The 23123-nt window shown below is 72.9% G+C and carries 26 protein-coding genes and 1 riboswitch; of the genes, 11 read left to right on the top strand and 15 right to left on the bottom strand.

Translation table 11 applies throughout. From position 1 onward, the window contains the following. Nucleotides 1–13 precede the first annotated feature (13 nt). From V4Y03_RS03585 to bioB, 8 genes are all read right to left on the bottom strand, one after another. Nucleotides 14–1033, bottom strand: a complete 1020-nt coding sequence (locus V4Y03_RS03585) for a hemolysin family protein (RefSeq protein ID WP_332433964.1) — start codon at nt 1031–1033, stop codon at nt 14–16. After that, complete coding sequence (locus tag V4Y03_RS03580; protein ID WP_317876780.1) at nt 1030–2376, bottom strand: hemolysin family protein; 1347 nt, start codon at nt 2374–2376, stop codon at nt 1030–1032. Before V4Y03_RS03580 ends, V4Y03_RS03585 begins: the two co-directional genes overlap by 4 nt. A 270-nt stretch (nt 2377–2646) precedes the next feature. Continuing rightward, complete coding sequence (locus V4Y03_RS03575; RefSeq protein WP_332433963.1) at nt 2647–3072, bottom strand: GNAT family N-acetyltransferase; 426 nt, start codon at nt 3070–3072, stop codon at nt 2647–2649. An 87-nt stretch (nt 3073–3159) separates the two neighbouring features. Next, the gene (locus V4Y03_RS03570; RefSeq protein WP_332433962.1) at nt 3160–3837 is read right to left on the bottom strand and encodes a class I SAM-dependent methyltransferase; all 678 of its coding nucleotides are present in this window, start codon (nt 3835–3837) and stop codon (nt 3160–3162) included. A 10-nt stretch (nt 3838–3847) separates the two neighbouring features. Continuing rightward, nucleotides 3848–4192 carry a VOC family protein gene (locus V4Y03_RS03565; RefSeq protein ID WP_332433961.1) on the bottom strand — a complete coding sequence of 115 codons (345 nt, stop codon included), beginning with the start codon at nt 4190–4192 and terminating at the stop codon, nt 3848–3850. Nucleotides 4193–4259: 67 nt separating this feature from the next. Then, nucleotides 4260–4979: a dethiobiotin synthase gene (bioD, locus tag V4Y03_RS03560; protein ID WP_332433960.1), complete on the bottom strand. Its 720-nt coding sequence runs from the start codon at nt 4977–4979 to the stop codon at nt 4260–4262. A 20-nt stretch (nt 4980–4999) separates the two neighbouring features. Further along, nucleotides 5000–6220 (bottom strand): adenosylmethionine--8-amino-7-oxononanoate transaminase, encoded by a 1221-nt coding sequence (locus V4Y03_RS03555; RefSeq protein ID WP_332437099.1) that lies wholly within the window; start codon nt 6218–6220, stop codon nt 5000–5002. Nucleotides 6221–6284: 64 nt separating this feature from the next. After that, nucleotides 6285–7571 carry a biotin synthase BioB gene (bioB, locus tag V4Y03_RS03550; RefSeq protein WP_332433959.1) on the bottom strand — a complete coding sequence of 429 codons (1287 nt, stop codon included), beginning with the start codon at nt 7569–7571 and terminating at the stop codon, nt 6285–6287. A gap of 143 nt (nt 7572–7714) precedes the next feature. Here bioB and V4Y03_RS03545 point away from each other — a divergent pair, with 143 nt between their 5' ends. Next, nucleotides 7715–8902, top strand: coding sequence for an 8-amino-7-oxononanoate synthase (locus V4Y03_RS03545; protein WP_332433958.1), 1188 nt, complete (start codon nt 7715–7717; stop codon nt 8900–8902). Between the two features lie 164 nt (nt 8903–9066). Then, on the top strand, nt 9067–9504 hold the full coding sequence (locus V4Y03_RS03540; protein ID WP_317877965.1) for an ATP-binding protein: 438 nt from the start codon (nt 9067–9069) through the stop codon (nt 9502–9504). A gap of 309 nt (nt 9505–9813) precedes the next feature. Here the strand turns inward: V4Y03_RS03540 and V4Y03_RS03535 are convergent, their stop codons facing one another. From V4Y03_RS03535 to V4Y03_RS03525, 3 genes are all read right to left on the bottom strand, one after another. Further along, the gene (locus tag V4Y03_RS03535; protein ID WP_317877966.1) at nt 9814–10290 is read right to left on the bottom strand and encodes a C40 family peptidase; all 477 of its coding nucleotides are present in this window, start codon (nt 10288–10290) and stop codon (nt 9814–9816) included. Between the two features lie 3 nt (nt 10291–10293). Next, nucleotides 10294–10415: riboswitch (cyclic di-AMP (ydaO/yuaA leader) on the bottom strand. Between the two features lie 399 nt (nt 10416–10814). Further along, a complete protein-coding gene (locus V4Y03_RS03530; RefSeq protein WP_317877967.1) occupies nt 10815–11120 on the bottom strand; it encodes a hypothetical protein in 306 nt (101 codons plus the stop codon). Between the two features lie 7 nt (nt 11121–11127). Beyond that, on the bottom strand, nt 11128–11760 hold the full coding sequence (locus V4Y03_RS03525; RefSeq protein WP_443079859.1) for an ATP-dependent Clp protease proteolytic subunit: 633 nt from the start codon (nt 11758–11760) through the stop codon (nt 11128–11130). A 49-nt stretch (nt 11761–11809) separates the two neighbouring features. Here V4Y03_RS03525 and V4Y03_RS03520 point away from each other — a divergent pair, with 49 nt between their 5' ends. The 8 genes from V4Y03_RS03520 to V4Y03_RS03485 all read left to right on the top strand — a co-directional run bounded on the left by V4Y03_RS03520 (nt 11810) and on the right by V4Y03_RS03485 (nt 18609). After that, the gene (locus V4Y03_RS03520; protein ID WP_317877969.1) at nt 11810–12088 is read left to right on the top strand and encodes a type II toxin-antitoxin system Phd/YefM family antitoxin; all 279 of its coding nucleotides are present in this window, start codon (nt 11810–11812) and stop codon (nt 12086–12088) included. 183 nt (nt 12089–12271) lie between these two features. Beyond that, a complete protein-coding gene (locus V4Y03_RS03515) occupies nt 12272–12574 on the top strand; it encodes an urease subunit gamma (protein ID WP_332433956.1) in 303 nt (100 codons plus the stop codon). A gap of 13 nt (nt 12575–12587) precedes the next feature. Beyond that, nucleotides 12588–12929, top strand: a complete 342-nt coding sequence (locus tag V4Y03_RS03510; protein WP_317877971.1) for an urease subunit beta — start codon at nt 12588–12590, stop codon at nt 12927–12929. Continuing rightward, a complete protein-coding gene (locus V4Y03_RS03505; RefSeq protein ID WP_332433955.1) occupies nt 12922–14643 on the top strand; it encodes an urease subunit alpha in 1722 nt (573 codons plus the stop codon). The genes V4Y03_RS03510 and V4Y03_RS03505 overlap by 8 nt, the downstream gene beginning before the upstream one ends. After that, nucleotides 14643–15308, top strand: a complete 666-nt coding sequence (locus V4Y03_RS03500; RefSeq protein WP_332433954.1) for an urease accessory protein UreF — start codon at nt 14643–14645, stop codon at nt 15306–15308. The genes V4Y03_RS03505 and V4Y03_RS03500 overlap by 1 nt, the downstream gene beginning before the upstream one ends. A gap of 85 nt (nt 15309–15393) precedes the next feature. Continuing rightward, nucleotides 15394–16071, top strand: a complete 678-nt coding sequence (gene ureG / locus V4Y03_RS03495) for an urease accessory protein UreG (protein ID WP_317879142.1) — start codon at nt 15394–15396, stop codon at nt 16069–16071. Then, nucleotides 16068–16853 carry an urease accessory protein UreD gene (locus V4Y03_RS03490; RefSeq protein WP_332433953.1) on the top strand — a complete coding sequence of 262 codons (786 nt, stop codon included), beginning with the start codon at nt 16068–16070 and terminating at the stop codon, nt 16851–16853. Before ureG ends, V4Y03_RS03490 begins: the two co-directional genes overlap by 4 nt. 175 nt (nt 16854–17028) lie before the next feature. Then, a complete protein-coding gene (locus V4Y03_RS03485; protein ID WP_317873501.1) occupies nt 17029–18609 on the top strand; it encodes an alpha/beta hydrolase in 1581 nt (526 codons plus the stop codon). A gap of 65 nt (nt 18610–18674) precedes the next feature. Here V4Y03_RS03485 and V4Y03_RS03480 read toward each other — a convergent pair whose 3' ends face one another. Further along, entirely contained in the window at nt 18675–19709 is a 1035-nt protein-coding gene (locus V4Y03_RS03480; RefSeq protein ID WP_317873500.1) for an NAD-dependent epimerase/dehydratase family protein, read from the bottom strand. A gap of 64 nt (nt 19710–19773) precedes the next feature. Next, a complete protein-coding gene (locus V4Y03_RS03475; protein WP_332433952.1) occupies nt 19774–20493 on the bottom strand; it encodes a lysophospholipid acyltransferase family protein in 720 nt (239 codons plus the stop codon). A gap of 78 nt (nt 20494–20571) precedes the next feature. On the opposite strand from V4Y03_RS03475, the gene V4Y03_RS03470 reads away from it, so the two are divergent. Continuing rightward, nucleotides 20572–21594, top strand: coding sequence for a DUF3048 domain-containing protein (locus V4Y03_RS03470; protein ID WP_332433951.1), 1023 nt, complete (start codon nt 20572–20574; stop codon nt 21592–21594). A 54-nt stretch (nt 21595–21648) separates the two neighbouring features. Here the strand turns inward: V4Y03_RS03470 and V4Y03_RS03465 are convergent, their stop codons facing one another. Then, a complete protein-coding gene (locus V4Y03_RS03465; RefSeq protein WP_332433950.1) occupies nt 21649–22431 on the bottom strand; it encodes a zf-HC2 domain-containing protein in 783 nt (260 codons plus the stop codon). Then, nucleotides 22428–22997: an RNA polymerase sigma factor gene (locus V4Y03_RS03460; RefSeq protein ID WP_442809512.1), complete on the bottom strand. Its 570-nt coding sequence runs from the start codon at nt 22995–22997 to the stop codon at nt 22428–22430. Before V4Y03_RS03460 ends, V4Y03_RS03465 begins: the two co-directional genes overlap by 4 nt. Nucleotides 22998–23123: the final 126 nt, after the last annotated feature.

Genomic DNA, 23123 nt, shown 5'->3' with positions numbered 1-23123 from the left:
TGACGCGGTGTGGTTACGGGGCCGCCGGGCGGCCCACCAGTTCCCGCAGCACGTCCTCCATCGTGACGAGCCCGGCCGGCTTGCCGTCCTCGTCGAGGACGGCCGCCAGATGGGTCCGGCTGCGGCGCATCGCCGTCAGGACGTCGTCGAGCGGGGTGACCGCCCGGACCCGGGCGATCGGCCGCAGCGCGGACACCGGGAACGGCAGATCGCGCGGCGAGACGTCCAGGGCGTCCTTGACGTGCAGATAGCCCAGGATGCGGTGGTCGGCGTCGACGACGGGGAAACGCGAGAAGCCCGTCCGCGCCGACAGCACCTCCAGCTCCTCGGGAGTCGTGCCGACCTCCGCGTACACCACCTTCTCCGCCGGCATCACGACGTCCTGGACCGGGCGCCGGCCCAGTTCCAGGGCGTCGTGCAGCCGCTCGGCGGCCCGGTCGTCGAGGAGTCCGGCGTCACCGGCGTCCGTGACCATCCGGGCCAGCTCGTCGTCCGAGAAGGTCGCCGCGACCTCGTCCTTGACCTCCACCCGCAACAGCCTGAGCAGCGCGTTCGCGCAGGCGTTGATCGCGAAGATCACCGGCCGCAGCGCCCGCGCGAGCGTCACCAGCGGCGGGCCGAGGAGCAGCGCGGTGCGCGAGGGCTCGGCCAGCGCGATGTTCTTCGGGACCATCTCGCCGAGCAGCATGTGCAGGTACGTGGCCACGCTCAGCGCGATCACGAACGAGATCGGGTGGACCAGGCCCTCCGGCACGCCGATCGCGTCGAAGACCGGTTCGAGCAGGTGCGCGATGGCCGGCTCGGCGACGATGCCGAGCACCAGGGTGCAGAGCGTGATGCCGAGCTGGGCCGCCGCGAGCAGCGCGGACACGTGCTCCAGGCCCCAGATGACGCTGCGTGCCCGCCGGTTCCCGGCCTCGGCCAGCGGTTCGATCTGGCTGCGGCGGACCGAGATCAGGGCGAACTCGGCGCCGACGAAGAAGGCGTTGACGACCAGGGTGAGGAAGCCGATCAACAGCTGGACGACGATCATCGGCCGGCCTCCCCGGTCTCGTTCTCGTTCTCGGTGTCGTGCGCGGGGGCGTGCAGCAGCACGCGCGCCGCGCGCCGGCCCGAGGAGTCGACGACGTCGAGCCGCCAGCCGGCGAGCTCCACGCTGTCGCCGACGGACGGGATGCGGCCCAGCTCATGGGCGAGGACACCGGCGAGCGTCTCGTACGGGCCGTCCGGGACGCGCAGCCCGATCGCGCCCAGCTGGTCGGTACGGGCGGCGCCGTCGGCGGACCACAGCTCACGGCCGTCCGCGTCCTCGCCCGCCCGCGCCAGATCCGGCGTCTCGTGCGGGTCGTGCTCGTCGCGGACCTCGCCCACGACCTCCTCGACGATGTCCTCCAGGGTCGCGACCCCGGCCGTGCCGCCGTACTCGTCGATGACCACGGCCATCGTCTGCTTCCCGGACAGCCGGTCCAGGAGGCGGTCCACGGTGAGGGTCTCGGGGACGAGCAGCGGCTCGCGCAGCAGCTCCCCGATCCGGCGGTGCGGGCGCTCCGCGGCCGGTATGGCGAGCACGTCCTTGATGTGCGCGATGCCCACGACCGAGTCGAGGCTGCCGCGGTAGACGGGGAAGCGGGACAGGCCGGTCGCCCGGGTCGCGTTGGCGACGTCCTCGGCGGTGGCCTGCACCTCGAGGGCGGTGACCTGGACGCGGGGCGTCATCACGTTCTCGGCGGTCAGCGCGGCCAGGTTGAGGGTACGGACGAACAGCTCGGCCGTGTCCGCCTCGAGGGCGCCCTCCTTGGCGGAGTGCCGGGCGAGCGCCACCAGCTCCTGCGGGGAGCGGGCGGAGGCCAGCTCCTCGGTCGGCTCCATGCCGAGGCGGCGCAGGATCCGGTTGGCGGTGTTGTTGAGATGGCTGATCAGCGGCTTGAAAGCGGCGGTGAACACCCGCTGCGGGGTGGCGACGACCTTCGCGACCGCGAGGGGCGAGGAGATCGCCCAGTTCTTCGGGACCAGCTCGCCGACGACCATCAGGACGACGGTCGACAGGGCGGTGCCCAGGACCAGCGCCACCGAGGAGGCCACGGATTCGGAGAACCCGAGGTCTTCGAGCGGGCCGCGGATCAGCTTGGAGATCGACGGCTCGGAGAGCATGCCGACCACCAGGTTGGTGACGGTGATGCCCAACTGGGCGCCGGAGAGCTGGAAGGTGAGCGACCTGACGGCCTTGAGGGCCCCGGCCGCGCCGCGCTCGCCGCGCTCGGCGGCGGCTTCGAGCTCGCCGCGCTCGACCGTGGTCAGCGAGAACTCGGCCGCGACGAAGGCGCCGCACGCCACGGAGAGCAGGAGCGCCAGGAGGAGCAGAAGCACTTCGGTCATCGGTTCACCTCCGTCCCATGATCAGTCAGGGGGAGGCGGAACGCGCGGTGTCGGCTGTCGGAGCCGGTGCTTCCGGATCCGGTACGGGGATCCGTACTACTGGGAGGCTCGCCCATGGGCGGACGCTCACACCTTTCGGTCGTCGGGGCGTGTGGAGAGACCATGGTAAAGGATCGGCAAAAGGGGAGCGTGATCACCCCCTGCGGTGGTTACGCTCCCGGGCCGGCGGCCTCGCGGTGGTGATCACCCACGGGCCGCAGGTGTCGCGGCTCAGCCGGTGAGCGGCTTCACCCAGCGGCGCCAGCGGTCCTCGCGGCCGTAGCCGGCGGCCGTCCACACGCGGTGCCCGGTCTCGTTGGCCTCCAGGACCATGGCATCGGCCCGTCGTCCGCCGAGGGCGAGGAACCGTTCCTCCGCCGTCTTCAGGAGCGCGGTCGAGATGCCGCGCCGACGGTGCGAGGGCAGCACGGCCAGCCGGTAGAGGGAGGCGCGCCAGCCGTCCCAGCCCGCGATGACGGAGCCCACGATCAGGCCGTCGTCCACCGCGAGCAGGAGCGCCTCGGGGTCGCGCTCGATCAGCCGGGTCACCCCGTGCACGTCGTCCGAGATCGACGTCCCCTTCGCGGACTCCCGCCAGAAGGTGAGGACGGCCTCGGCGTCGTCGGGGGTGGCAGCACGTATCCGTAGATCGATCATGGCCGGATCCCATCAGGCGGGGAACGGCCCGCGCCACGGAGTTTCGAGGGGAGAGACACACCCCCGCCGAGGGACAGGAACACCCCACTACCGGCGCGCGACGCCCAGCACGCACGGGGAGGACGGCAGCCGGGGCCCCTTCTCCGGGATGTCGAAGGAGCGGTACGGGCCCAGCGTGAACCCGGCCGCCTCGATCGCCACCAGCGGCGCGCGGGCGGTGTGGCAGCCGCCGAAGAGCAGCGGCCAGACCGTCCGGTCCAGACCCCGCTGTACGCGCGCGAGGCCGGGCGTGTCGGCCATCCCGTGCTCGAAGAAGCGCAGTTCCCCGCCGGGGCGCAGCACCCGGTGCAGCTCCGCGAGGGACCTCGGGAGGTCCCGTACCGTGCACAGGACGAGGGAGGCCACCGCCGCGTCGAAGGAGGCGTCCTCCAGGGGCAGGGCCTCCGCCGTGTCCGGCAGTACGGTCACCGGGACCGGGGCCGTGCGCGCGGCCTCCTGGGCGAGCCGGCGCAGCCGGGCCTCCGGCTCGACGGCCACCACCTCGGTGACGCCTTCGGGGTAGTGCGCGAAGTTGAGCCCGTTCCCGGCGCCGATCTCCAGCACCCGGCCCGAGAGCCCCGCGAGCAGCTCCGCCCGGAGCTCGCCGAGACCGCCCTTCGTGTCGGCGGACACGCTGAACCGGGCGTAGAAACGGGCGAACAGCGGATGGTGCACATGGGGCGCGGCGGACGGCGGGGGCGGCGGCGCGGAGTGCGGCGGTGTCATTGGAGCCTCCTCAGCCCGTCACGAAGCAGAACTCGTTTCCCTCCGGGTCCCGCATGACCTGGAAGGTGCCCTGCTCGTCGGTCACCGGGTCCCCGACCCGGACGGCGCCCGACCGCAGCGCCTCCTCGGCCGCCACGTCCGGGTCCTCCACCTCCAGGTCGAGATGGACGCGGTTCTTCACCGCCTTGCCCTCCGGCACCCGCTGGAAGGCGAGACGTACGAACCCCGGCGGGTCCACGTACGACCAGTCGTCACCACGGTCCACCGGGGAACCGCCGAGGAGCCCGGCCCAGAAGCGGACGAGCGCCGGGGGACCCGCACAGTCGAAGACGATCTCCTGAACGTGAGCGCGCATGGCCCCAGCCTACGGAGTCACCCTCCGGCCGGGGCTCATTTCGACGACAGGCCCCAGGCAGCCCGGGTCACTCGGCGGCGAACCGCTCCCGGAACGCCTCCGCGTCCCAGTCGCCCCCGAGCGCGGGCGCCAGCCAGCCGCCCGCCGCCGCCCGGAACCCGGTCGGGTCGAGCGCGCCCGACCCCTCCGGTACGGCCCCGAGCAGCGGAGCGCCCGCCGCCTCGGGCAGGTCCGCCAGATTGCAGCGCGCGGCCAGGTCCGGCGCGTCCGGCCAGCTGCCGACGACCACGCCCAGCTGCTCGATCCCGCGCGCCCTCAGCGCCTCAGCAGTCAGGGCCGTCGAGTTGAGCGTCCCCAGCCCGGCCGGGACGACCACCAGGACCGGTGCGCCGAGCAGCGCCGCCGCGTCCGCGAGCGTGCCGCCCTCCTCGTCGAAGCGGACGAGCAGCCCGCCCGCCCCCTCCACGAGCACCAGGTCGTGTTCGGCGGCCAGCTTCCGGGCCGCCTCGGCGACCTCCCGGGGGCCCACCGGAGCGAGCCCGGCCCGCCGGGCCGCCGTACCGGGGGCCAGCGGCTCCGGGAAGCGGCCCAGCTCGGCGTGGCCCACGGCGCCCGAGAGCCGGACGACCTCGGCCGCGTCACCGGCCTCGTCCGGCCCGACCCCGGTCTGCGCGGGCTTGAGGACGGCGACCGACCGGCCTGCGGCGGTGGCCACGGCGGCCACCGCCGCCGTCACCACCGTCTTGCCGATCTCCGTGCCCGTACCGCTGACGACGACGATTCCCACTGCTGTCCCAGTCCTTCCGTTCAGCCCGCCGAGGCAGCCGCGCGCACCGCGGCGCAGATCAGGGCCAGGTCCTCGTCGCCCGTCACATACGGCGGCATCGTGTAGATCAGGTCGCGGAACGGGCGCAGCCACACGCCCTCCCGGACCGCCGCGCGCGTCGCCGCGGCCATGTCGACCTCGTGGTCCAGCTGGACGACGCCGATCGCGCCGAGCACCCGTACCTCCCGGACCCCGGGGAGTCCGGCGGCCGGGGCCAGACCCTCCCGCAGCCCGGTCTCGATCCGCTTGACCTCGGCCTCCCAGTCCTGGGAGAGCAGCAGGTCGATCGAGGCGCAGGCCACGGCGGACGCCAGCGGGTTCCCCATGAACGTCGGGCCGTGCGCGAGCACCGGCACCTCGCCCCGCGAGATCCCGTCGGCGACCCGGCTCGTGCAGAGCGTCGCCGCCATCGAGAGATAACCGCCGGTCAGCGCCTTGCCCAGACACATCACATCGGGGGAGATCCCCACCTGGTCGGCGGCGAACAGCTTGCCCGTACGGCCGAACCCGGTGGCGATCTCGTCGAGGACGAGCAGCACGTCGTGCTCGTCGCAGGCCTCGCGCAGCACCCGCAGGTACTCCGGATCGTGGAAACGCATCCCGCCCGCGCCCTGCACCACCGGCTCCACGATCACCGCGGCCAGTTCGTGCGCGTGCTTCCCGATCTCGGTCCGCAGTAGCTCGGCGTACGACTCCTCGTACGCGGCCGGCGGGGCGTCCACGAACACCTGCCGCTGGAGCACCCCCGACCACAGCTCGTGCATCCCGCCCTCCGGGTCGCACACGGACATCGGCTGCCAGGTGTCGCCGTGGTAGCCGCCGCGCCAGGTGAGCAGCCGCCGCTTCTCGGGGCGCCCGAGCGAACGCCAGTACTGGAGGCACATCTTGACGGCGACCTCGACCGAGACGGAGCCCGAGTCGCTGAGGAAGACGTGCCGCAGCGGCTCGGGGGTGATCTCGACGAGCCGGGCGGCGAGCCGGACGGCGGGTTCGTGGGTGAGCCCGCCGAACATGACATGGCTCATCCGGTCCAGCTGGCCGCGCACCGCGTCGTTGAGCACCGGGTGGTTGTAGCCGTGGACCGCCGACCACCAGGAGGACATGCCGTCGATCAACTCGGCCTGTCCCTCGGCGGGTTCGGCGAGCCGGAGGCGTACGCCGGACGCGGACGCGACGACCAGCGGGTCCGTGCGGCCGGGCATGGGGCCGTACGGATGCCAGACGTGCGCCCGGTCCAGGGTGAGGAGTTCTTCGTTGCGCACGGCGTTACGCGTTCGGGGCGAGGTCCGTACCGGCGCCGCGGCGGCGCACGGCGACCAGGTCCGGCCGGGGCTCGTTGGCCGCGGGAGCCGCCGGAGCCGCAGACACCGGCGGAGCCTCGGACGCCTCGGCCGCCTCCGGCGCCGCGTGGCCGCCGCAGGGGCCGCAGCCGCCGCCCGCCTCCGCGTGCGAGCCGCAGCCCGCGCCGTCCGCGGAGGCCTCCGAGCCGCAGCCCGCCGAGGCCTTCGAGCCGCAGCCGCCCGTCGCGCCCGCCGCCGCGAGCGCGTCCGCGCGGTGCTGGGGCAGCGTGGTGGTACCCGCGCCCTCCACCTCGAAGCCCGCGTCCGCGATCATGTCCAGGTCGGCCTGGCCGGCCTGGCCCTCGCTGGTCAGGTAGTCGCCGAGGAAGATCGAGTTGGCGATGTTCAGGGCCAGCGGCTGCATCGAGCGCAGATGCACCTCACGGCCACCGGCGATCCGGACCTCGACGTCGGGGCAGACGAACCGCACCATCGCGAGGATCCGCAGACAGCGCTGCGGGGTGAGGTTCCACTCCTTGGCGAGCGGCGTCCCCTCGAAGGGGATGAGGAAGTTGACCGGCACCGAGTCCGAGTCGAGCGCGCGCAGCGCGTACACGACGTCGACGAGGTCCTCGTCGGACTCGCCCATGCCCGCGATCAGACCCGAGCAGGCCGACAGACCGGCGGCGTGCGCCTTCTGCACGGTGTCCACCCGGTCCGCGTACGTGTGGGTCTTGGTGATCCCCTCGTACGTCGCCTCGGAGGTGTTCAGGTTGTGGTTGTACGCGTCGGCGCCGGCGTCCCGCAGCCGCTCCGCCTGGCCGTCCGAGAGCAGCCCGAGGCAGGCGCAGACCTCGATGCCCTCGTTCTGCTCCTTGATGGCCTCGATGGTCCTGCCGACCCGCTCGACGTCCCGGTCCGTCGGACCACGGCCGCTCGCCACCAGGCAGACCCGCTTGGCGCCGCCCGCGACACCGGCCGCCGCCGCCTGGGACGCCTCGTCCGGCTTGAGCCAGGTGTACTTGAGGATCTCGGCCTTCGAGCCGAGCCGCTGCGAGCAGTACGAGCAGTCCTCGGGGCACAGCCCCGACTTCAGGTTCACCAGGTAGTTGAGCTTCACCCGCCGCCCGAACCACTGGCGGCGCACCTTGCCGGCCGCCGCCACCACATCGAGCAGTTCGTCGTCGGAGGTCGCCAGGACGGCGAGCGCTTCTTCACGGGTCGGCAGCTCGCGCCGCAGCCCCTTCTCCACCAGCGTGTTCAGCAGGTCCATAACCGCTGATCCTGGCCTACCGCCCGCCCCTCGGCCAAGGAGGATCCGAACAAACGACTCCGATCGGGGTGTGTGGATGACCACATCCCGACCTCGGCATGCTCCGGCTAGGGTCTGTGCGCTGCCTACAAAAGGATCGCCGTATGTCTCAGGCCGAGGAGGCACGGGCCGCGGGCCCGCGCCGTACCGCGTTCGACTGGACCGACGCCGAGGCGCGCCGCCGGGCCGACGCCGGTCTGGTCCGTACGCTGCGGCCCCGGAGTGCCGAGTCGGAGCTGCTCGACCTGGCGAGCAACGACTACCTCGGGCTGACCCGCCGCCCGGAGGTCACCGGGGCCGCGGCCGAGGCGGCCGTGCGCTGGGGCGCGGGCTCGACGGGCTCCCGGCTCGTCACCGGCACCACCCGGCTGCACAGCCGGCTCGAACGCGAACTCGCCGAGTTCTGCGGCTTCGAGTCCGCCCTCGTCTTCTCCTCCGGCTACACCGCCAACCTGGCCGCGCTGACCGCGCTCGGCGGCCGGGACTCCCTGATCGTCTCCGACGCGTCCAACCACGCCTCGATCGTCGACGGCTGCCGCCTCGCGCGCGCGGAAACGGCCGTCGTCCCGCACACCGACCCCGAGGCCGTCGCCAAGACGCTCGACGCGCACCCGGGGCGGCGGGCCCTGGTCGTCAGCGACTCCGTCTTCTCCGTCGACGGCGACAAGGCCCCGCTGCCGAGGCTGGCCGGGGCCTGCCGCGCGCACGGCGCGGGACTCGTCGTGGACGACGCCCACGGCCTCGGCGTCCTCGGCGACGGGGGCCGGGGTGCCCTCCACGAAGCGGGGCTCGCGGGCGACGAGGACGTGGTGGCCACGCTGACCCTCTCCAAGTCCCTCGGCAGCCAGGGCGGCGCCGTCCTCGGGCCGGCCCGGGTGATCGAGCACCTGGTGAACGCGGCCCGCACCTTCATCTTCGACACCGGGCTCGCCCCCGCCGCCGCGGGCGGCGCGCTCGCGAGCCTGCGGCTGCTGGTCGCCGAACCGGGCCTCGCCGAACGGGCCCGTACCGTCGCCACCACCGTGTACGGGCTGCTCACCGAGGCCGGCCTCACGGCGGCCCGGCCCGACGCGGCCGTCGTCTCGGTGCGGGCACCCTCCCCGGAGGCGGCGCTGCGCTGGGCGGCGGACTGCCGCGCACAGGGTCTGGCGGTCGGCTGCTTCCGGCCGCCGTCGGTGCCCGACGGCATCTCGCGGCTGCGGCTCACCGCGCGGGCCGATCTGACGGACGTGCAGATCGAGCGCGCGGTGGCGACGATCCTGCGGACGGCGCCGGCCGCCAGGCAGGGGTGAAGGGCGGCCCAAGAGGGCTCCCGGGCCGCAGAGTTCACCGCATCGGGCGACAGATGGGGACATATCTTGGTGGAACGCCGCCCGGCGCGGTCCGATCGGTGCCACTCTGACGCCCCAAGCGCAATCCGGGGCAGCGACCCCGGCGGGAAAGGGACAGCGTCGCCATGGCAGATCAGCAGGAAGCATCCGTCACTCTGCCGAGCGAGCCCGCCTCGGTCCCCACGGCCCGGCGGTTCGTCGCGGAGGTGCTCGGCGGGTGGGGCCTCGACGACGCGGCCGAGACGGCGGACGCGATCCGGATCATCGTCTCCGAACTGGCCACCAACGCCGTGCTGCACACCCTCGGCCAGTCGCCCACGTTCACGGTGGACGTCCGCCTGGAGCGCGAGGAACGGCTCCTCATCGGTGTGACGGACAGCCATCCGAGACTGCCGCGCCGCCTTCCGGCCGCGGTCCAGCAGGACAACGGCCGGGGCATGGTCATCATCCGCTCCCTGGCGGCGGAGGCGGGCGGCCGTCTCTCCTTCACCCCGACCGAGGAGGGCGGGAAGACGGTGTGGATCACCCTCCCCTGGACCCCGGCCCCACTGGCGAGCCGCTAGGGCCTGTCGTCACACTCCCGCCTGCCCCACGACGCCTGGCACGCGCTCTCGCCGCACCGGGCGAAAGCCCGAGTACGTCCAGTACGAGGGCTTCCGCCCGGCACGCCGAGAGCACGCACCAGACGCCGCAGGGCCGCCCTTCGGGCGACGACGGGAGTGTGACGACAGGCCCTAGGGCCGTGTCGGGCGGGCCCTGACCGTACGCGCCCGGGGCCCTGACCGTACGCCCGGCGCCCTGACCGTACGGCCCGTGCAGGGGTGCGGTGGCGCCGCCGCACCCCTCGGGGTCGTACCGCTACCGTCGCCGGATCAGCGGACGCGGCCGTAGTAGACCTTCGACGACCAGATCCTGTCGAGCTTCACCCAGGAGCCCGTCTTGGGCGAGTGCCAGATCTTGCCGCTGCCCGCGTAGATGCCCACGTGGTACACCCTTCCGCCGGAGTGGAAGAAGACCAGGTCCCCCTTCTGTCTGCTGCCGGCGGAGATGTGCCGGGTCCTGTTGTACTGCTGCTGCGCGGTGCGGGGCAGCGACTTGCCCGCCTTCTTGTACGCGTAGAGCGTCAGACCGGAGCAGTCGAACCTCGTGGGCCCGGTGCTCCCGTACCGGTACGGGGCTCCCTTCTTGGACGCGGCGACGCTCAGTGCCTTGTTCGCGTAGTTCGTCGCTGCCTGGGCCTCCGCTGCCGCACCCGGTGCGAACAGCGTGCCGCCGACGGCGGCGAGGGTGAGAGCCGAGACGGCTCCGGCCCGGGACAGCAGGGACGGGACGTGCATCTGCGCGGTCATGCGCAACCCTTCGTCAGCCGCCTGCGAAGGATGACCTGTCGGGTTCGGGCTGGCGAAGATGCCCGGCCGCGGCTGCGGCTTCACCCCAAGGGACGGCCTCGCTGCCGAAACAGCGCGTACGTCCCGTCTAAATCGGGTCCTCCACTCCTGCCGATCCACTCCTGTCGACCAGACATCCGGGACAGCGGCAGGACTCGGCGTCCGCCCGGACCGCCCCGCCGTGGTGGCGGGGGCTTGTCGTCGACAGGGATCTTGACCCACGGACAGGGCGAAATCCGAGCTGAAACGGCGATATGTGAGGCTCCTCACGACTGATCCATTCAGGTGGACAGGATGCTTTCGTGATCGTCGGAGGTTTGGCCGACGAGCCCCGCACCAGCGACGGAACGCCCGATTCGGCCAGATGTGTACACCTGTTGTGCAACTCACCCGGCATATATGTCGACTCGTCGACTACGCCGAACGGGGGATCGGATCTGCGGTTCGTGTCGGCCGTCCGGACCTGGACACGACGCGCCGGAATGTCAACTCGCGCGTGCTTCCGGGACGGTGACGCGACCTGTCCTGCGCTCCCCGTCCAGCACCCGCAGGGCGCGCGCCAAGGTGTCCGCGTGCACCTCGCTCTCGCCCCGCGCGTGCATCAGGGTCACGGCCTCGCGCAGCGCCTCGGCCCGCTTCACCAGGGCCTGGGCCGCGCGCAGCGCCCCGTAGGTGTGGGTGCCCCTGGAGGGGTTGATCCTCCCCAGGAGGTCGACGACTTCGAGGTACGCGTCGACGAACTCGCCCTCGGCCCGCGTCAGGGCGGGCAGCGGCGGCAGCTCGGGGACCACGGCGGGCTCACCGCTCCGTGGGGCCGACGGCGTCCCGCCGGCTGGTGATCACGTGGTCCACCAGGCCGTACGCGACGGCCGCCGGCGCGTCCAGGACGGTGAGGCGGTCGAGGTCGGCGTCGATCCGCTCCCGCGTCCGTCCCGTGTGCTCGGTGAGCATTCCCGCCATCAGGGCGCGCAGGCGGAGGAGTTCGCCGGCGTGCAGGTCGAGGTCGCTGAGCTGCCCCTGGAGCGGCTCGTCCACGGCGGGCTGCCGGAGGGTGATCCGGGCGCCGGGCAGCATCGCGCGCTTGCCCGGCGTGCCCGCGGCCAGCAGGACCGCGGCGGTGGACTCCGCCTGGCCGAGGCAGGTGGTCTCCACGTCGCAGTGGAGCGAGCGGAGGGTGTCGTAGACCGCGGTCATGGCGGTGACGGAGCCGCCGGGGGAGTTGATGTAGAGCGAGAGGTCCTGGCCCGGCGCCGCGTGGTCGAGGTAGAGGAGCTGGGCGATCACGTCGTTGGCGGAGACCTCGTCGATCGGCGTGCCGAGGAAGACGATCCGGGATTCGAGGAGCTTGGAGTAGGGGTCGAGGGTGCGGGTTCCGTAGCTGGTCCGCTCCGTGAACTCGGGCAGGACATGGCGAGCATCCATGGCGGGCACCTCCATCTGTAAAAAATGTACAGGACGTACAGCCCGTAAGATGGGGAGCATGACCTACGAGATCCCGGTGACGCAAGCGCGGGCTGAGCTCGCCGACCTCATCAACCGCGTCGTGTACGGCGGTGAGCGCGTCGTCGTCACCCGGCACGGCAAGCCCCTCGTCGCCCTGGTCTCCGCCGCTGACCTGGCAGAACTGGAGGCGGCCGAGAAGCCCGCCGACGAGCAGGTGGTCAGTACGGTCTCCCGCCTGCGCACGCTCGACTCCGCTCCGGGCGAACAGGGCCGCTTCGGCATCGCCGCCCACCACCGCGAGCCCGGCGTCTCCTGAGCGCGCGCCCGGTCCGACGATCATGAGATCGCAAAGACGTAGTTAACGAGCCGGAAAAACTTCCGCCCTAACGTGCAATGTCTGCTCGCGTACCGCATCTCCGCAGTTCAACAAGGTGTTGACGGTCGGTAGGGTCCGCAGCTGTCCGGGGTTCCTCCCGGCAGACGACTGTGAGGTGGAAGAGTGCAGTTGAGTCCGCACGAACAGGAACGCCTGCTGATCCATGTGGCGGCTGACGTGGCGGAGAAGCGCAGGGCCCGCGGGGTGCTGCTCAACCACCCCGAGGCCGTCGCCCTGCTCACCGCCCATGTCCTCGAAGGCGCCAGGGACGGCCGCACGGTCGCCGAGCTGATGGCCTCCGGACGCAAGGTGCTCACCCGCGAGGAGGTCATGGACGGCATCCCCGGGATGATCCACGACGTCCAGGTCGAGGCCACCTTCCCGGACGGCACCAAGCTCGTCACCGTCCACGACCCCATCGTCTGAACGGGGCGCCGCGATGATCCCCGGAGAGATCCTGTACGCGGACGGCCCCGTCGCCCTCAACGAGGGACGCCCCGTCACCCGCCTGACCGTGCTCAACGCCGCCGACCGGCCCGTCCAGGTCGGCTCCCACTACCACTTCGCCGAGGTCAACCCCGGTCTGGAGTTCGACCGGGGCGCCGCGCGCGGGCAGCGGCTGCACATCGCCGCCGGCACCGCCGTCCGCTTCGAGCCCGGCATCCCCGTCGAGGTCGAGCTCGTCCCCCTCGCCGGCCGCCGGATCGTGCCCGGCCTGCGCGGCGAGACCGCCGGACCCCTCGACACCACCGCCCAGGACAAGGACGGCGACCGTGCCTGACCTCCACCGTGCCGTCTACGCCGACCTGTTCGGCCCCACCACCGGCGACCGCGTCCGGCTCGCCGACACCGACCTCCTCGTGGAGATCGAGGAGGACCGCAGCGGAGGCCCCGGCCGCGCCGGCGACGAAGCCGTCTTCGGCGGCGGCAAGGTCATCCGCGAGTCCATGGGCCAGGCCCGCACCACCCGCGCCGAGGGCGCCCCCGACACGGTGATCACCGGCGTCGTGGTCATCGACCACTGGGGCATCGTCAAGGCCGACATCGGTATCAGGGACGGCCGGATCACCGCCCTCGGCAAGGCCGGCAACCCCGACACCATGGACGGCGTCCACCCCGACCTGGTGATCGGCCCCGAGACCGAGATCATCGTCGGCAACGGCCGGATCGTCACCGCCGGAGCCGTCGACACCCACGTCCACTTCATCTCGCCGACCGTCGTCGAACAGGCCCTCGCCACCGGCGTCACCACCCTCGTCGGCGGCGGCACGGGACCCGCCGAGGGCACCAAGGCCACCACCGTCACCCCCGGCCCCTGGCACACGGCCCGGATGTTCGAGGCCCTGGACACCTTCCCCGTCAACATCGGCCTGCTCGGCAAGGGCAACACGATGTCCCGCGAGGCCATGCACTCCCAGCTGCGCGGCGGAGCCCTCGGATTCAAGATCCACGAGGACTGGGGCGCCACCCCCGCCGTCATCGACACCTGTCTGGACGTGTGCGAGGAGACGGGCGCCCAGCTCGCCATCCACACCGACACCCTGAACGAGGCGGGCTTCGTCGGCGACACCCTCGCCGCCATCGCGGGCCGCACCGTCCACGCGTACCACACCGAGGGCGCCGGCGGCGGGCACGCCCCCGACATCATCACGGTGGTCTCCGAGCCGAACATCCTGCCCAGCTCCACCAACCCGACCCGGCCGCACACCCTCAACACCATCGAGGAACACCTCGACATGCTGATGGTCTGCCACCACCTCAACCCGGCCGTCCCCGAGGACTTCGCCTTCGCGGAGTCCCGCATCCGGCCCTCCACGATCGCCGCCGAGGACGTCCTCCACGATCTCGGCGCCATCTCGATCATCTCCTCCGACGCCCAGGCCATGGGCCGGATCGGCGAGGTGATCATGCGCACCTGGCAGACCGCCCACGTCATGAAGAAGCGGCGCGGCGCCCTGCCCGGCGACGGCCGTGCCGACAACCACCGGGCGCGTCGCTACGTCGCCAAGTACACGATCAACCCGGCCGTCGCCCAGGGCATGGGCCACCTCATCGGCTCCGTCGAGCCCGGCAAGCTCGCCGACCTGGTCCTGTGGGAGCCCGCCTTCTTCGGGGTCAAGCCGCTCGTCGTCCTCAAGGGCGGACAGATCGCGTACGCGCAGATGGGCGATGCCAACGCCTCCATCCCCACCCCCCAGCCGGTGCTGCCCCGCCCCATGTTCGGCGCGCTCGGCAAGGCCGCGGCGGCCGGTTCGGTCAACTTCGTCGCCCAGGCGGCGATCGAGGACGACATCGCCCAACGACTCGCCGTGAACAAGGAGTTCACGGCGATCGGCAACACCCGACGGGTGTCCAAGGCGGACATGCGGGAGAACGACGCGCTGCCCCGGGTCGAGGTCGACGCCGACACCTTCACGGTGACCATCGACGGCGAGGCGGTCGAACCGGCGCCCGCCGCCGAACTGCCCATGGCCCAGCGCTACTTCCTCTTCTGATGACGAGTCGCGCCGCCCTCCTCGTGCTCGCCGACGGGCGTTTCCCCGCCGGCGGGCACGCCCACTCCGGCGGGGCCGAGGCCGCCGTCAAGGCGGGCCGGATCACGGACGCCGCGAGCCTCGCCGCCTTCTGCCGCGGCAGGCTGCACACCAGCGGTCTCACCGCGGCGGCCCTCGCCGCCGCCGCGGCGCTCGGCCACGACCCGTACGCGCTCGACGCCGCCGCCGACGCCCGCACCCCCTCACCCGCCCTGCGCGCCGCCGCCCGCAGGCTGGGCCGGCAGATGATGCGGGCGGCCCGCGCCACCTGGCCGGGACCCGAACTCGACGCGCTCGCCGCCGCGTTCCCGCGCGGCGCCCACCAGCCCGTCGTCCTCGGGCTCGCCGCCCGCTCCGCCGGGCTCGGCCCCGAGGACGCCGCACACTGTGTCGCGTACGAGACGGTCAGCGGCCCCGCCACCGCCACGGTCCGGCTGCTGGGCCTGGACCCCTTCCAGGCCACCGCCGTGCTCGCCCGGCTCGCCCCCGCCATGGACCTGGTCGCGGAGGAGGCGGCCGCCGCCGCCCGGCAGGGCATCGACGCCCTGCCCGCCGCCTCGGCGCCCCTTCTCGACATCACCGCCGAGCAGCACGCGGCCTGGCCCGTCCGCCTCTTCGCGACCTGAGCACCACTGGTGAGCCTCGCTCCTGAGCACCCGCTCCTGAGTACGACTTCCGAGCATCACTCCTGAGAACCGCTGGAGCCGCCCCATGCACCTCGACCACTCCCACGACCACCACGGCGCCGTCTCCGCCGACGCCCACCGTCCCGACGGCACCCGCCGCGCCCTGCGCATCGGGCTCGGCGGGCCGGTCGGCTCGGGCAAGACGGCCACCGTCGCCGCCCTCTGCCGGGTCCTGCGCGACACCCTCTCGCTCGCCGTCGTCACCAACGACATCTACACCCGGGAGGACGCCGAGTTCCTGCTCCGCAACGCCGTCCTGCCGCCCGAGCGCATCCAGGCCGTCGAGACCGGCGCCTGCCCCCACACCGCCATCCGCGACGACATCTCCGCCAACCTCGAAGCCGTCGAGGAACTGGAGGAGGCGGTCGGGCCGCTCGACCTCATCCTTGTCGAGTCCGGCGGCGACAACCTCACCGCCACCTTCTCCAAGGGGCTCGTCGACGCCCAGATCTTCGTCATCGACGTGGCCGGCGGCGACGACATCCCGCGCAAGGGCGGCCCCGGCGTCACCACCGCCGACCTCCTCGTCGTCAACAAGACCGACCTCGCCCCCTATGTGGGCTCCGACCTGGAGCGGATGGCGCGCGACGCCGAGGCGCAGCGCGGCGAACTGCCCGTCGCCTTCACCTCGCTGCGCGCCGAGAACGGCGTCGCGCCCGTCGCCGACTGGGTCCGCGCCCGGCTCGTGGCCTGGACCGCGTGAGCCTGCGCGCCACGGCCCGGATCGCCGCCGACGCGGACGGAGGGCTGCCGCTCCTGGTCAGCGACGGCCCGCTCGCCCTGCGCCGCACCCGGGCGGCCGGCCCGCACACGGGTGCCGCCGGGCCGCACGCGGAGGCCTCCGGTCCGTACACCCGGGTCACCGTCGTCGGGGCGATGAGCGCCCCGCTCGGCGGTGACCGGCTCGCGATCGAGACCGAGGTAAGGGACGGGGCCCGGCTCCTGGTCGACTCCGCCGCCGCCACCCTCGCCCTGCCGGGCCGGAGCGCCGAGCCCGCCGCGTACGACCTGCGGATCACCGTCGGCGACGGGGCCGTGCTCCGCTGGCTGCCGGAACAGCTGGTCTCGGTCCGGGGGTCGGACCTGCGGATGCGGACCGTCGTCGAGCTCGCGCCCACCGCGCGGCTGGTCCTCCGTGAGGAGCAGATCCTCGGCCGCCACGGCGAACCGCCCGGCACCCTCGTCACCCGGCTCACCGTGCGCAGGGCCGGACGGCCCCTGCTCGACCAGGAACTGGCCTTCGGCCCCGGCGCCCCCGGCGGCTGGGACGGCGGCGCGGTGCTCGGAGGCCACCGGGCCACCGGTCAGCTCCTGGTCGTCGACCCGGCGTTCGCCGAGAAGCCGGTACGGGCCGCGCTGTTCGGGGAGAACGCCGCCGTCACCCCGCTGGCCGGGCCCGCCGCCCTCGCCACCGCGGTCGCGCCGGACGCGCTCACGCTGCGGCGCCTGCTCGACAGGATTCTGTCCGAACTCGCCCCGTTCTGACCGTTCCTGAGAGGTCTCTGCGAGGTCACCGCTCAGCGGTACACCGTTCACCGGTTATTGGTTCGGCAAAGAAACACGTGTTCGCTCTTTCATCGGGAGCCCCCGGGACGAAAGGATCCCCCGACAACCAACACGCGGCGCTGCCACGGGGGCGGCGCCCACTGGGGGAGGACATGTGAGACGCACAGCGGTGCTCGGCTCGGCCGGCACTCTGATAGCGGGCACGCTCGTCGTGGGCGCACTCGCCGCCCCGGCGGCGAACGCCGACAGCAACCGCCACCTGCGCGACGCGGAGTCGATCGGCGTCGCCGTCGCCGCCGCCCGCGCCGCCCAGACGGGCATCGACTGGCAGGACTGCCCGGCCGACTGGGGCCTCGAGAAGCCGATCCAGTGCGGCTGGGTCAGCGTTCCCGTCGACTACGCGAAGCCCAACGGCAAGAAGATCAAGATCGCCGTCGACCGCATCAAGGCCACCGGCACCCCCGCCGAGCGCCAGGGCGCGCTCCTCTACAACCCGGGCGGCCCCGGCGGCTCCGGCCTCCGCTTCCCCCGCCGGGTCACCACCAAGAACGCGATCTGGGCGAACGCCGCCAAGGCCTACGACTTCGTGGGCTTCGACCCGCGCGGCGTCGGCAAGTCGGCCCCCATCTCCTGCGTCGACCCGACCGACTTCGTCAAGGGCCCCAAGCTCGACCCGGTCCCCGACAGCGAGGCCGACAAGCTCGCGCAGCGCAAGCTCGCCGCCGACTACGCCAAGGGCTGTGCCGAGAAGAGCGGCGACCTGCTGCCCTTCATGAACACCCCCAACACCGCCCGTGACCTCGACGTCGTCCGCGCCGCCCTCGGCGAGCGGAAGCTCAACTTCGTCGGCGTCTCCTACGGCACCTACCTCGGCGCGGTCTACGGCACGCTCTTCCCGAGCCACGTCCGCCGCATGGTCCTCGACAGCGTCGTCAACCCGTCGACGCGGAAGATCTGGTACGAGGTCAACCTCGACCAGGACATCGCCTTCGAGGGCCGGCTCAAGGACTGGATGACCTGGGTCGCCCAGAACGACGCCACCTACCACCTCGGGGACACCCTGGCGGAGGTCCAGCAGCAGTGGGTGACCCTGCGCGCCGCGGCCAAGAAGGCCCCCCTCGGAGGGAAGGTCGGCCCGGCGGAGCTCATCGGCTTCTTCCAGAACGCCCCGTACTACGACTCCACCTGGGCCCTGGTGGCCGAGGCCTGGAGCGCGTACGCCGCCGGTGACCCGCAGCCGCTGATCGACAACGCCGCGGCCGACCTCACCGACACGGCCGGCAACATCGCCTCGGAGAACGGCAACGCCGTCTACACCGCGGTCGAGTGCAACGACGCCGCCTGGCCGACCAGCTGGAAGAAGTGGGACCGGGACAACACCCGCCTCCACGAGCAGTACCCCTTCATGACCTGGGCCAACGCGTGGATGAACCTCCCCTGCGCCACCTGGTCCGCCCCGCGCCAGCGCCCGACGGAGGTGAAGACCGGCAAGGGCCTGCCGCCGGTGCTCATCGCCCAGTCCGAGCGTGACGCCGCCACCCCGTACGCCGGCGCCGTCGAGCTGCACAAGCGTTTCAAGGGCTCGCGACTGATCACGGAGAAGGACGCCGGCTCGCACGGCATCACCAACCTGGTCAACCCCTGCCTCAACGCCAAGGTCGAGACCTACCTGCTGACCGGCAAGGTCGACGCCACGGACCAGACGTGCGCCCCGCACGCCACTCCGCAGCCGTAACACCGCCCGGAACCGGGTGAGGAGAGGGGCGGGGCCGTCCGACGGCCCCGCCCCTCTCCGCCGTCTCACCGCGAGGCCAGCCAGGCGTCCTCGGCCGCGTAGTCGAACCAGTCCTGCCCGTACTTGGCCAGGTTCGGGAACGCCTCCAGCCACTCCCGGCCCGCCAGCCGCTCCGCCAGCCACTCCACCGTCGCCGGCAACGACTCCGCGTACCCCACCACCGGCCGGTAGCCCAACTCCCGCTCCGCCGCGGTCATGTCGTACACGATCGGCGCGTCCAGGCCCCACGGCGTCTGACCCACGATGCCCACCGGCGGCGGCCCGTCCACGAGCACCGTCTCGCTCTCCACCCCCACGACCGCGTCCACCGCCGCCGCGATCTCCGCGACCGTGGGCGCCTCCGGGTCGGCGGCGTTCAGCACCCGCGTGCCCGGCTTCGCAGCCGCCAGCCGGATCAGCTCGGCCAGATTCTCCACGTGCGCCGGATGGAACCGCGACAGACCGCCGTAGGCCAGCACCCGCACCGGGCGCCGGTCGAGCGACCGCTTCACGAAGAACAGCTCGCGCGGCGACCGGCAGTGCGGACCGTGGATCGCGCCCGCCCGCAGCAGCGTCGTCGGCAGCAGCTCCCCGGCCGCCGTCAGCGCCCGCTCCAAGGCGACCTTCCGGGTGCCGTACGTGCTCCCGCCCGGTGCCACCGTCGCCAGGGACTCCGGGATCGGCACCGGATAGCGCGGGAAGCCGTCCGGCCGGTCCTGGGTGTCGAAACTGCGCCCCCGCTCGTCCTCGTACACCGCCCCGCTGGAGATCACCACCGCCGAACCGATCCGGTCCGCGAGCCCGGTCAACTGGGCGGCGTGCCCGGCGTCGTACGCCACCATGTCCACCAGGACGTCGGTGCCCCCGCCGAGCGCCGAGGCCAACGCGCCCTCCTCGTCCCGGTCGAGCCGGACCGACCGGACCTCGTCCGGCCAGCCGCCGTCCCTGCCGCCGCCCCGCGAGGCGGCCGTCACCTCCCAGCCGTCCGCGACGAGCGCCCGCACGGCCGCCCGCCCCACCTGTCCCGATCCGCCCAGCACGAACGCGTTTCCCTTGGTCATGGACGCGAGGCTAAGGGCGGCGGGGACGGCGGCCCAGGGCATTGCGCCAAGCGCGGATCCGCCCTCAGCGTTCCCCGCGGGGGAACTTTCGCGCCGGGCCCTCGTTCTCCTCCGCCGCGGCCTTCACCACCGCCGCGTACTCGTCCACGTACTCCTGCCCGGACAACCGCAGGATCTCGTACATGATCTCGTCCGTCACCGCGCGGACCACCGCCCTCTCACCGGCCGAACCCCTGAACCGGGAGAAGTCCAGTGGCTCCCCGAACCGGATGGTGACCCGGCGGATCCTCGGCACGACCTTCCCCGGCGGCTGGATCTCGAAGGTCCCCACCATCGCGCAGGGCACCACCGGCACCCCCGCCGTCAGCGCCATCACCGCCACCCCCACCTTGCCCTTGTACAGCCGTCCGTCGTGCGAACGCGTCCCCTCCGGGTAGATGCCGAGCAGCTCCCCCCGGTCCAGCACCCCGAGCCCCTCGCGGATCGCGGCCCGCCCGGCCTCCTTCCCCGACCGGTCCACCGGGATCTGGCCGGCGGCCCGGAAGAACGCGGCCGTCAGCCGCCCCTTGATCCCCGGCCCCGTGAAGTACTCCTGCTTCGCCAGGAAGGTGATCCGCCGTTCGAGCACCACCGGCATCAGGAAGTGGTCCGAGAAGGAGAGGTGGTTGCCCGCGACGATCGCCGCACCCTCCTCCGGGATGTGTTCGAGCCCCTCGATCCGGGGCCGGAAGAGCAGTCTCAGGAGCGGTCCGAGCAGTACGTACTTCATCAGGTGGTAGAACACCCGCGACCCCCGTTCGTCGTCCTTCCACCCGTTGTATCGGCGCGGGGGCTCGTGGTCCACTGGTGGGGGAGCGTCACCATGACGGACGACCAGCGTGGTACCAGGCGCCCCGGCCGTGTCCTCACCGCGCTTCTGTGCGCGCTGACGGCGGCCGGGCTGTACGGCTGCTCCCACCCGGGCACGCCGGAACCGTCCCCCACACCCACGCCCGCCACCACGAGCCCCGCACCCACCACCCCGGCCCCCACCGGACGCTCGCCCTTCACCGGGCTCCCGGCGAAACCCGCCCCCGTCCTCGCCGTCAAGATCGACAACGTGGCCGCGGCCCGCCCCCACACCGGCCTCGGCTCGGCCGACCTCGTCTATGTCGAACAGGTCGAGGGAGGGGTGACCAGGCTCCTCGCCGTCTACTCCTCCCGTCTCCCCGACCGGACCGGCCCCGTCCGCAGCGCCCGCGAGTCCGACATCGAACTCCTCGCCCAGTTCGGCACCCCGGCGCTCGCCTACTCCGGCTCCCAGACCGCACTGAAACCCCTGCTCAAGGCCGCCCCGCTGTACCCGCTGCCACAGGAGGACGCCCCCCGGGCGTTCGTCCGCAGCGCCGCGCGTCCGGCCCCCCACAACCTGTACCTGCTGCCCGGCCGCGCCCTGGCCGCGGCCCCGGACGCAGGCCTCTCCCAGGACATCGGCTTCCGCTTCGGGCCCGCCGCCGAGGGCGGCACCCCGGTCCGCGAGCGCACCGTGCGCTACCCCGCCGCCCGCTACACCTTCACCTGGAACGCGGCGGAGAAGGACTGGCGGGTCGCGATGGACGGGCGGGCGGCCCGCACCACCGACGCGGGACCGCTCAAGCCGACGACCGTCGTCGTCCAGCACGTGAAGATCCACCCCTCGCGCTTCCACGACTTCCTCGGCAACGTCTCCCCGTACACCGAGAGCGTCGGCAGCGGTACGGCGCAGGTGCTGCGGGACGGGCGGTCGTACGAGGCCCACTGGTCCCGGCCCACGGCGGCGTCCGGCACCACGTTCACCACCCCGGCCAACAAGCCGCTCGCCTTCGCACCGGGACAGATCTGGGTGGTACTCGCCCCCAAGGGCTAGGCCATGTCCGGGAAACCCGCCCGGGTTGGGCGAGGTGCGCGGCGGGACCGCCCGTCACGAGGCGACCACGGCCGACGGGAAGTGCGCGGTGGCCAGCACCGAGCCGTCGGGAGCGAGCAGCTGGGCGCCGGACAGCGCCGAGGGATCCACGTTCGCCGGTGCGCCCCAGTAGCCGTACCCGCCCTTGAGGGCGAACGAGCCGAGGGGAACCGCGCTGCCGTCGGTACGTTCGAGGCGGCAGCGGACCGGTCCGTCCCGTCCGCTCAGCTCGACGGACATGTAGACCCAGCCCGGCGTGCCGGGGTGGGCGTAGATCCGGCCGACCTCGTGGCCGTCGGCGACCAGGGCCGCCTCCATCAGACCGCTGTGCGCCGGATGCGCGGGGGCGGAGGCCACCAGCGGCTCGTTCACGGCGGTGCCGACGGCCCAGCCGCCGAAGCCGCAGGCGATGGCGAGGGCGGCGCCGGCCGCCGCGAGCCGAGGACGCAGGAGGCGGCGCCGCGCCGACGTCCGGGACCGCTCGGGCCGGTCGGACTTCTTGTGGTGCTCGGGCCGCCCGGAGTTCTCCACGCGCTCGGGCCGCTCGCCGGACCGCTCGGTGAACAGCTCCCCGAAGCGTGCGGTGACGCGGGTCTCGAAGCCCACCGGCGGCTCCGAGCCGGGCAGCAGCCCCAGCAGGCCGTCACCGAGGGGGGTCAGCCGCGCGATGTGCTCCCGGCACCCGGGGCAGTGGTCCAGATGCGCGACCGCGAGGGCACGCTCCCGCGCCGGGAGCACACCCAGCGCCAGTTCGGCGTCGAGCTCCCTCAGTCCCTCACAGGTCAGGTCGTCGCTCATCGCCGGTTCACCTCGGCTCCCCATGCCGTCCGCAGCCTGCGCAGCGCCGTCCTGATCCGCGTCTTCGCCGTACCCAGCGGTATGTGCTCGAAGTCGGCGACCTCCCGCGCGGTCATCCCGTAGATCGCGGCCATCGCCAGCGCGCGGGCCTGTTCCCTCGGCAGGCGGGCCAGGGCCGCCCCGATCCCGGCCGCCGTCTCGGCGGCGAGGGCCCGTTCCTCGGGGGTGTCGGTCATGACGCCGAGGAGGGCGTCCAGATCCTCCGGGGCCACGGGATCGGCCCGGTGCGCCCGCACCGCGTCGACCGCGAGGTTGTGCGCGATGGTCGTCAGCCAGGTCTTCACCGAACCGCGCCGCGCGTCGTAGACCGAGGCGTGCCGCCAGGCCCGCTCGAACGTCTGCTGGGCGATGTCCTCGGCGAGCTGGGGGTCGCCGACGACGGCGACCGCGACACCGAACACCGTGCGCTGGAAACGGCGCACGAACGCGACGGCGATCTCGGGATCTCCCGTGGTCAGGCCGGACAGCAGCGCCTCGTCCGGCGCGTGCCCGAGTGACATACCCATGCTCCGCATACCCCTGGATACGTTTCGCCGCCCCCAGGGGATTGCGCCGGATCCGGATCCGTGCGGGAACACCCCCTCATTCTCCTCCTCCGGCCCCGCGCAATCCCTCCGCGCCGCTCGTCCGTA

Origin of the sequence: Streptomyces sp. P9-A4, from assembly GCF_036634195.1 — a bacterium.
In the GTDB taxonomy this organism is placed as follows: Bacteria; Actinomycetota; Actinomycetes; order Streptomycetales; family Streptomycetaceae; genus Streptomyces.
This window is presented reverse-complemented; position numbering and strand designations above follow the sequence as displayed.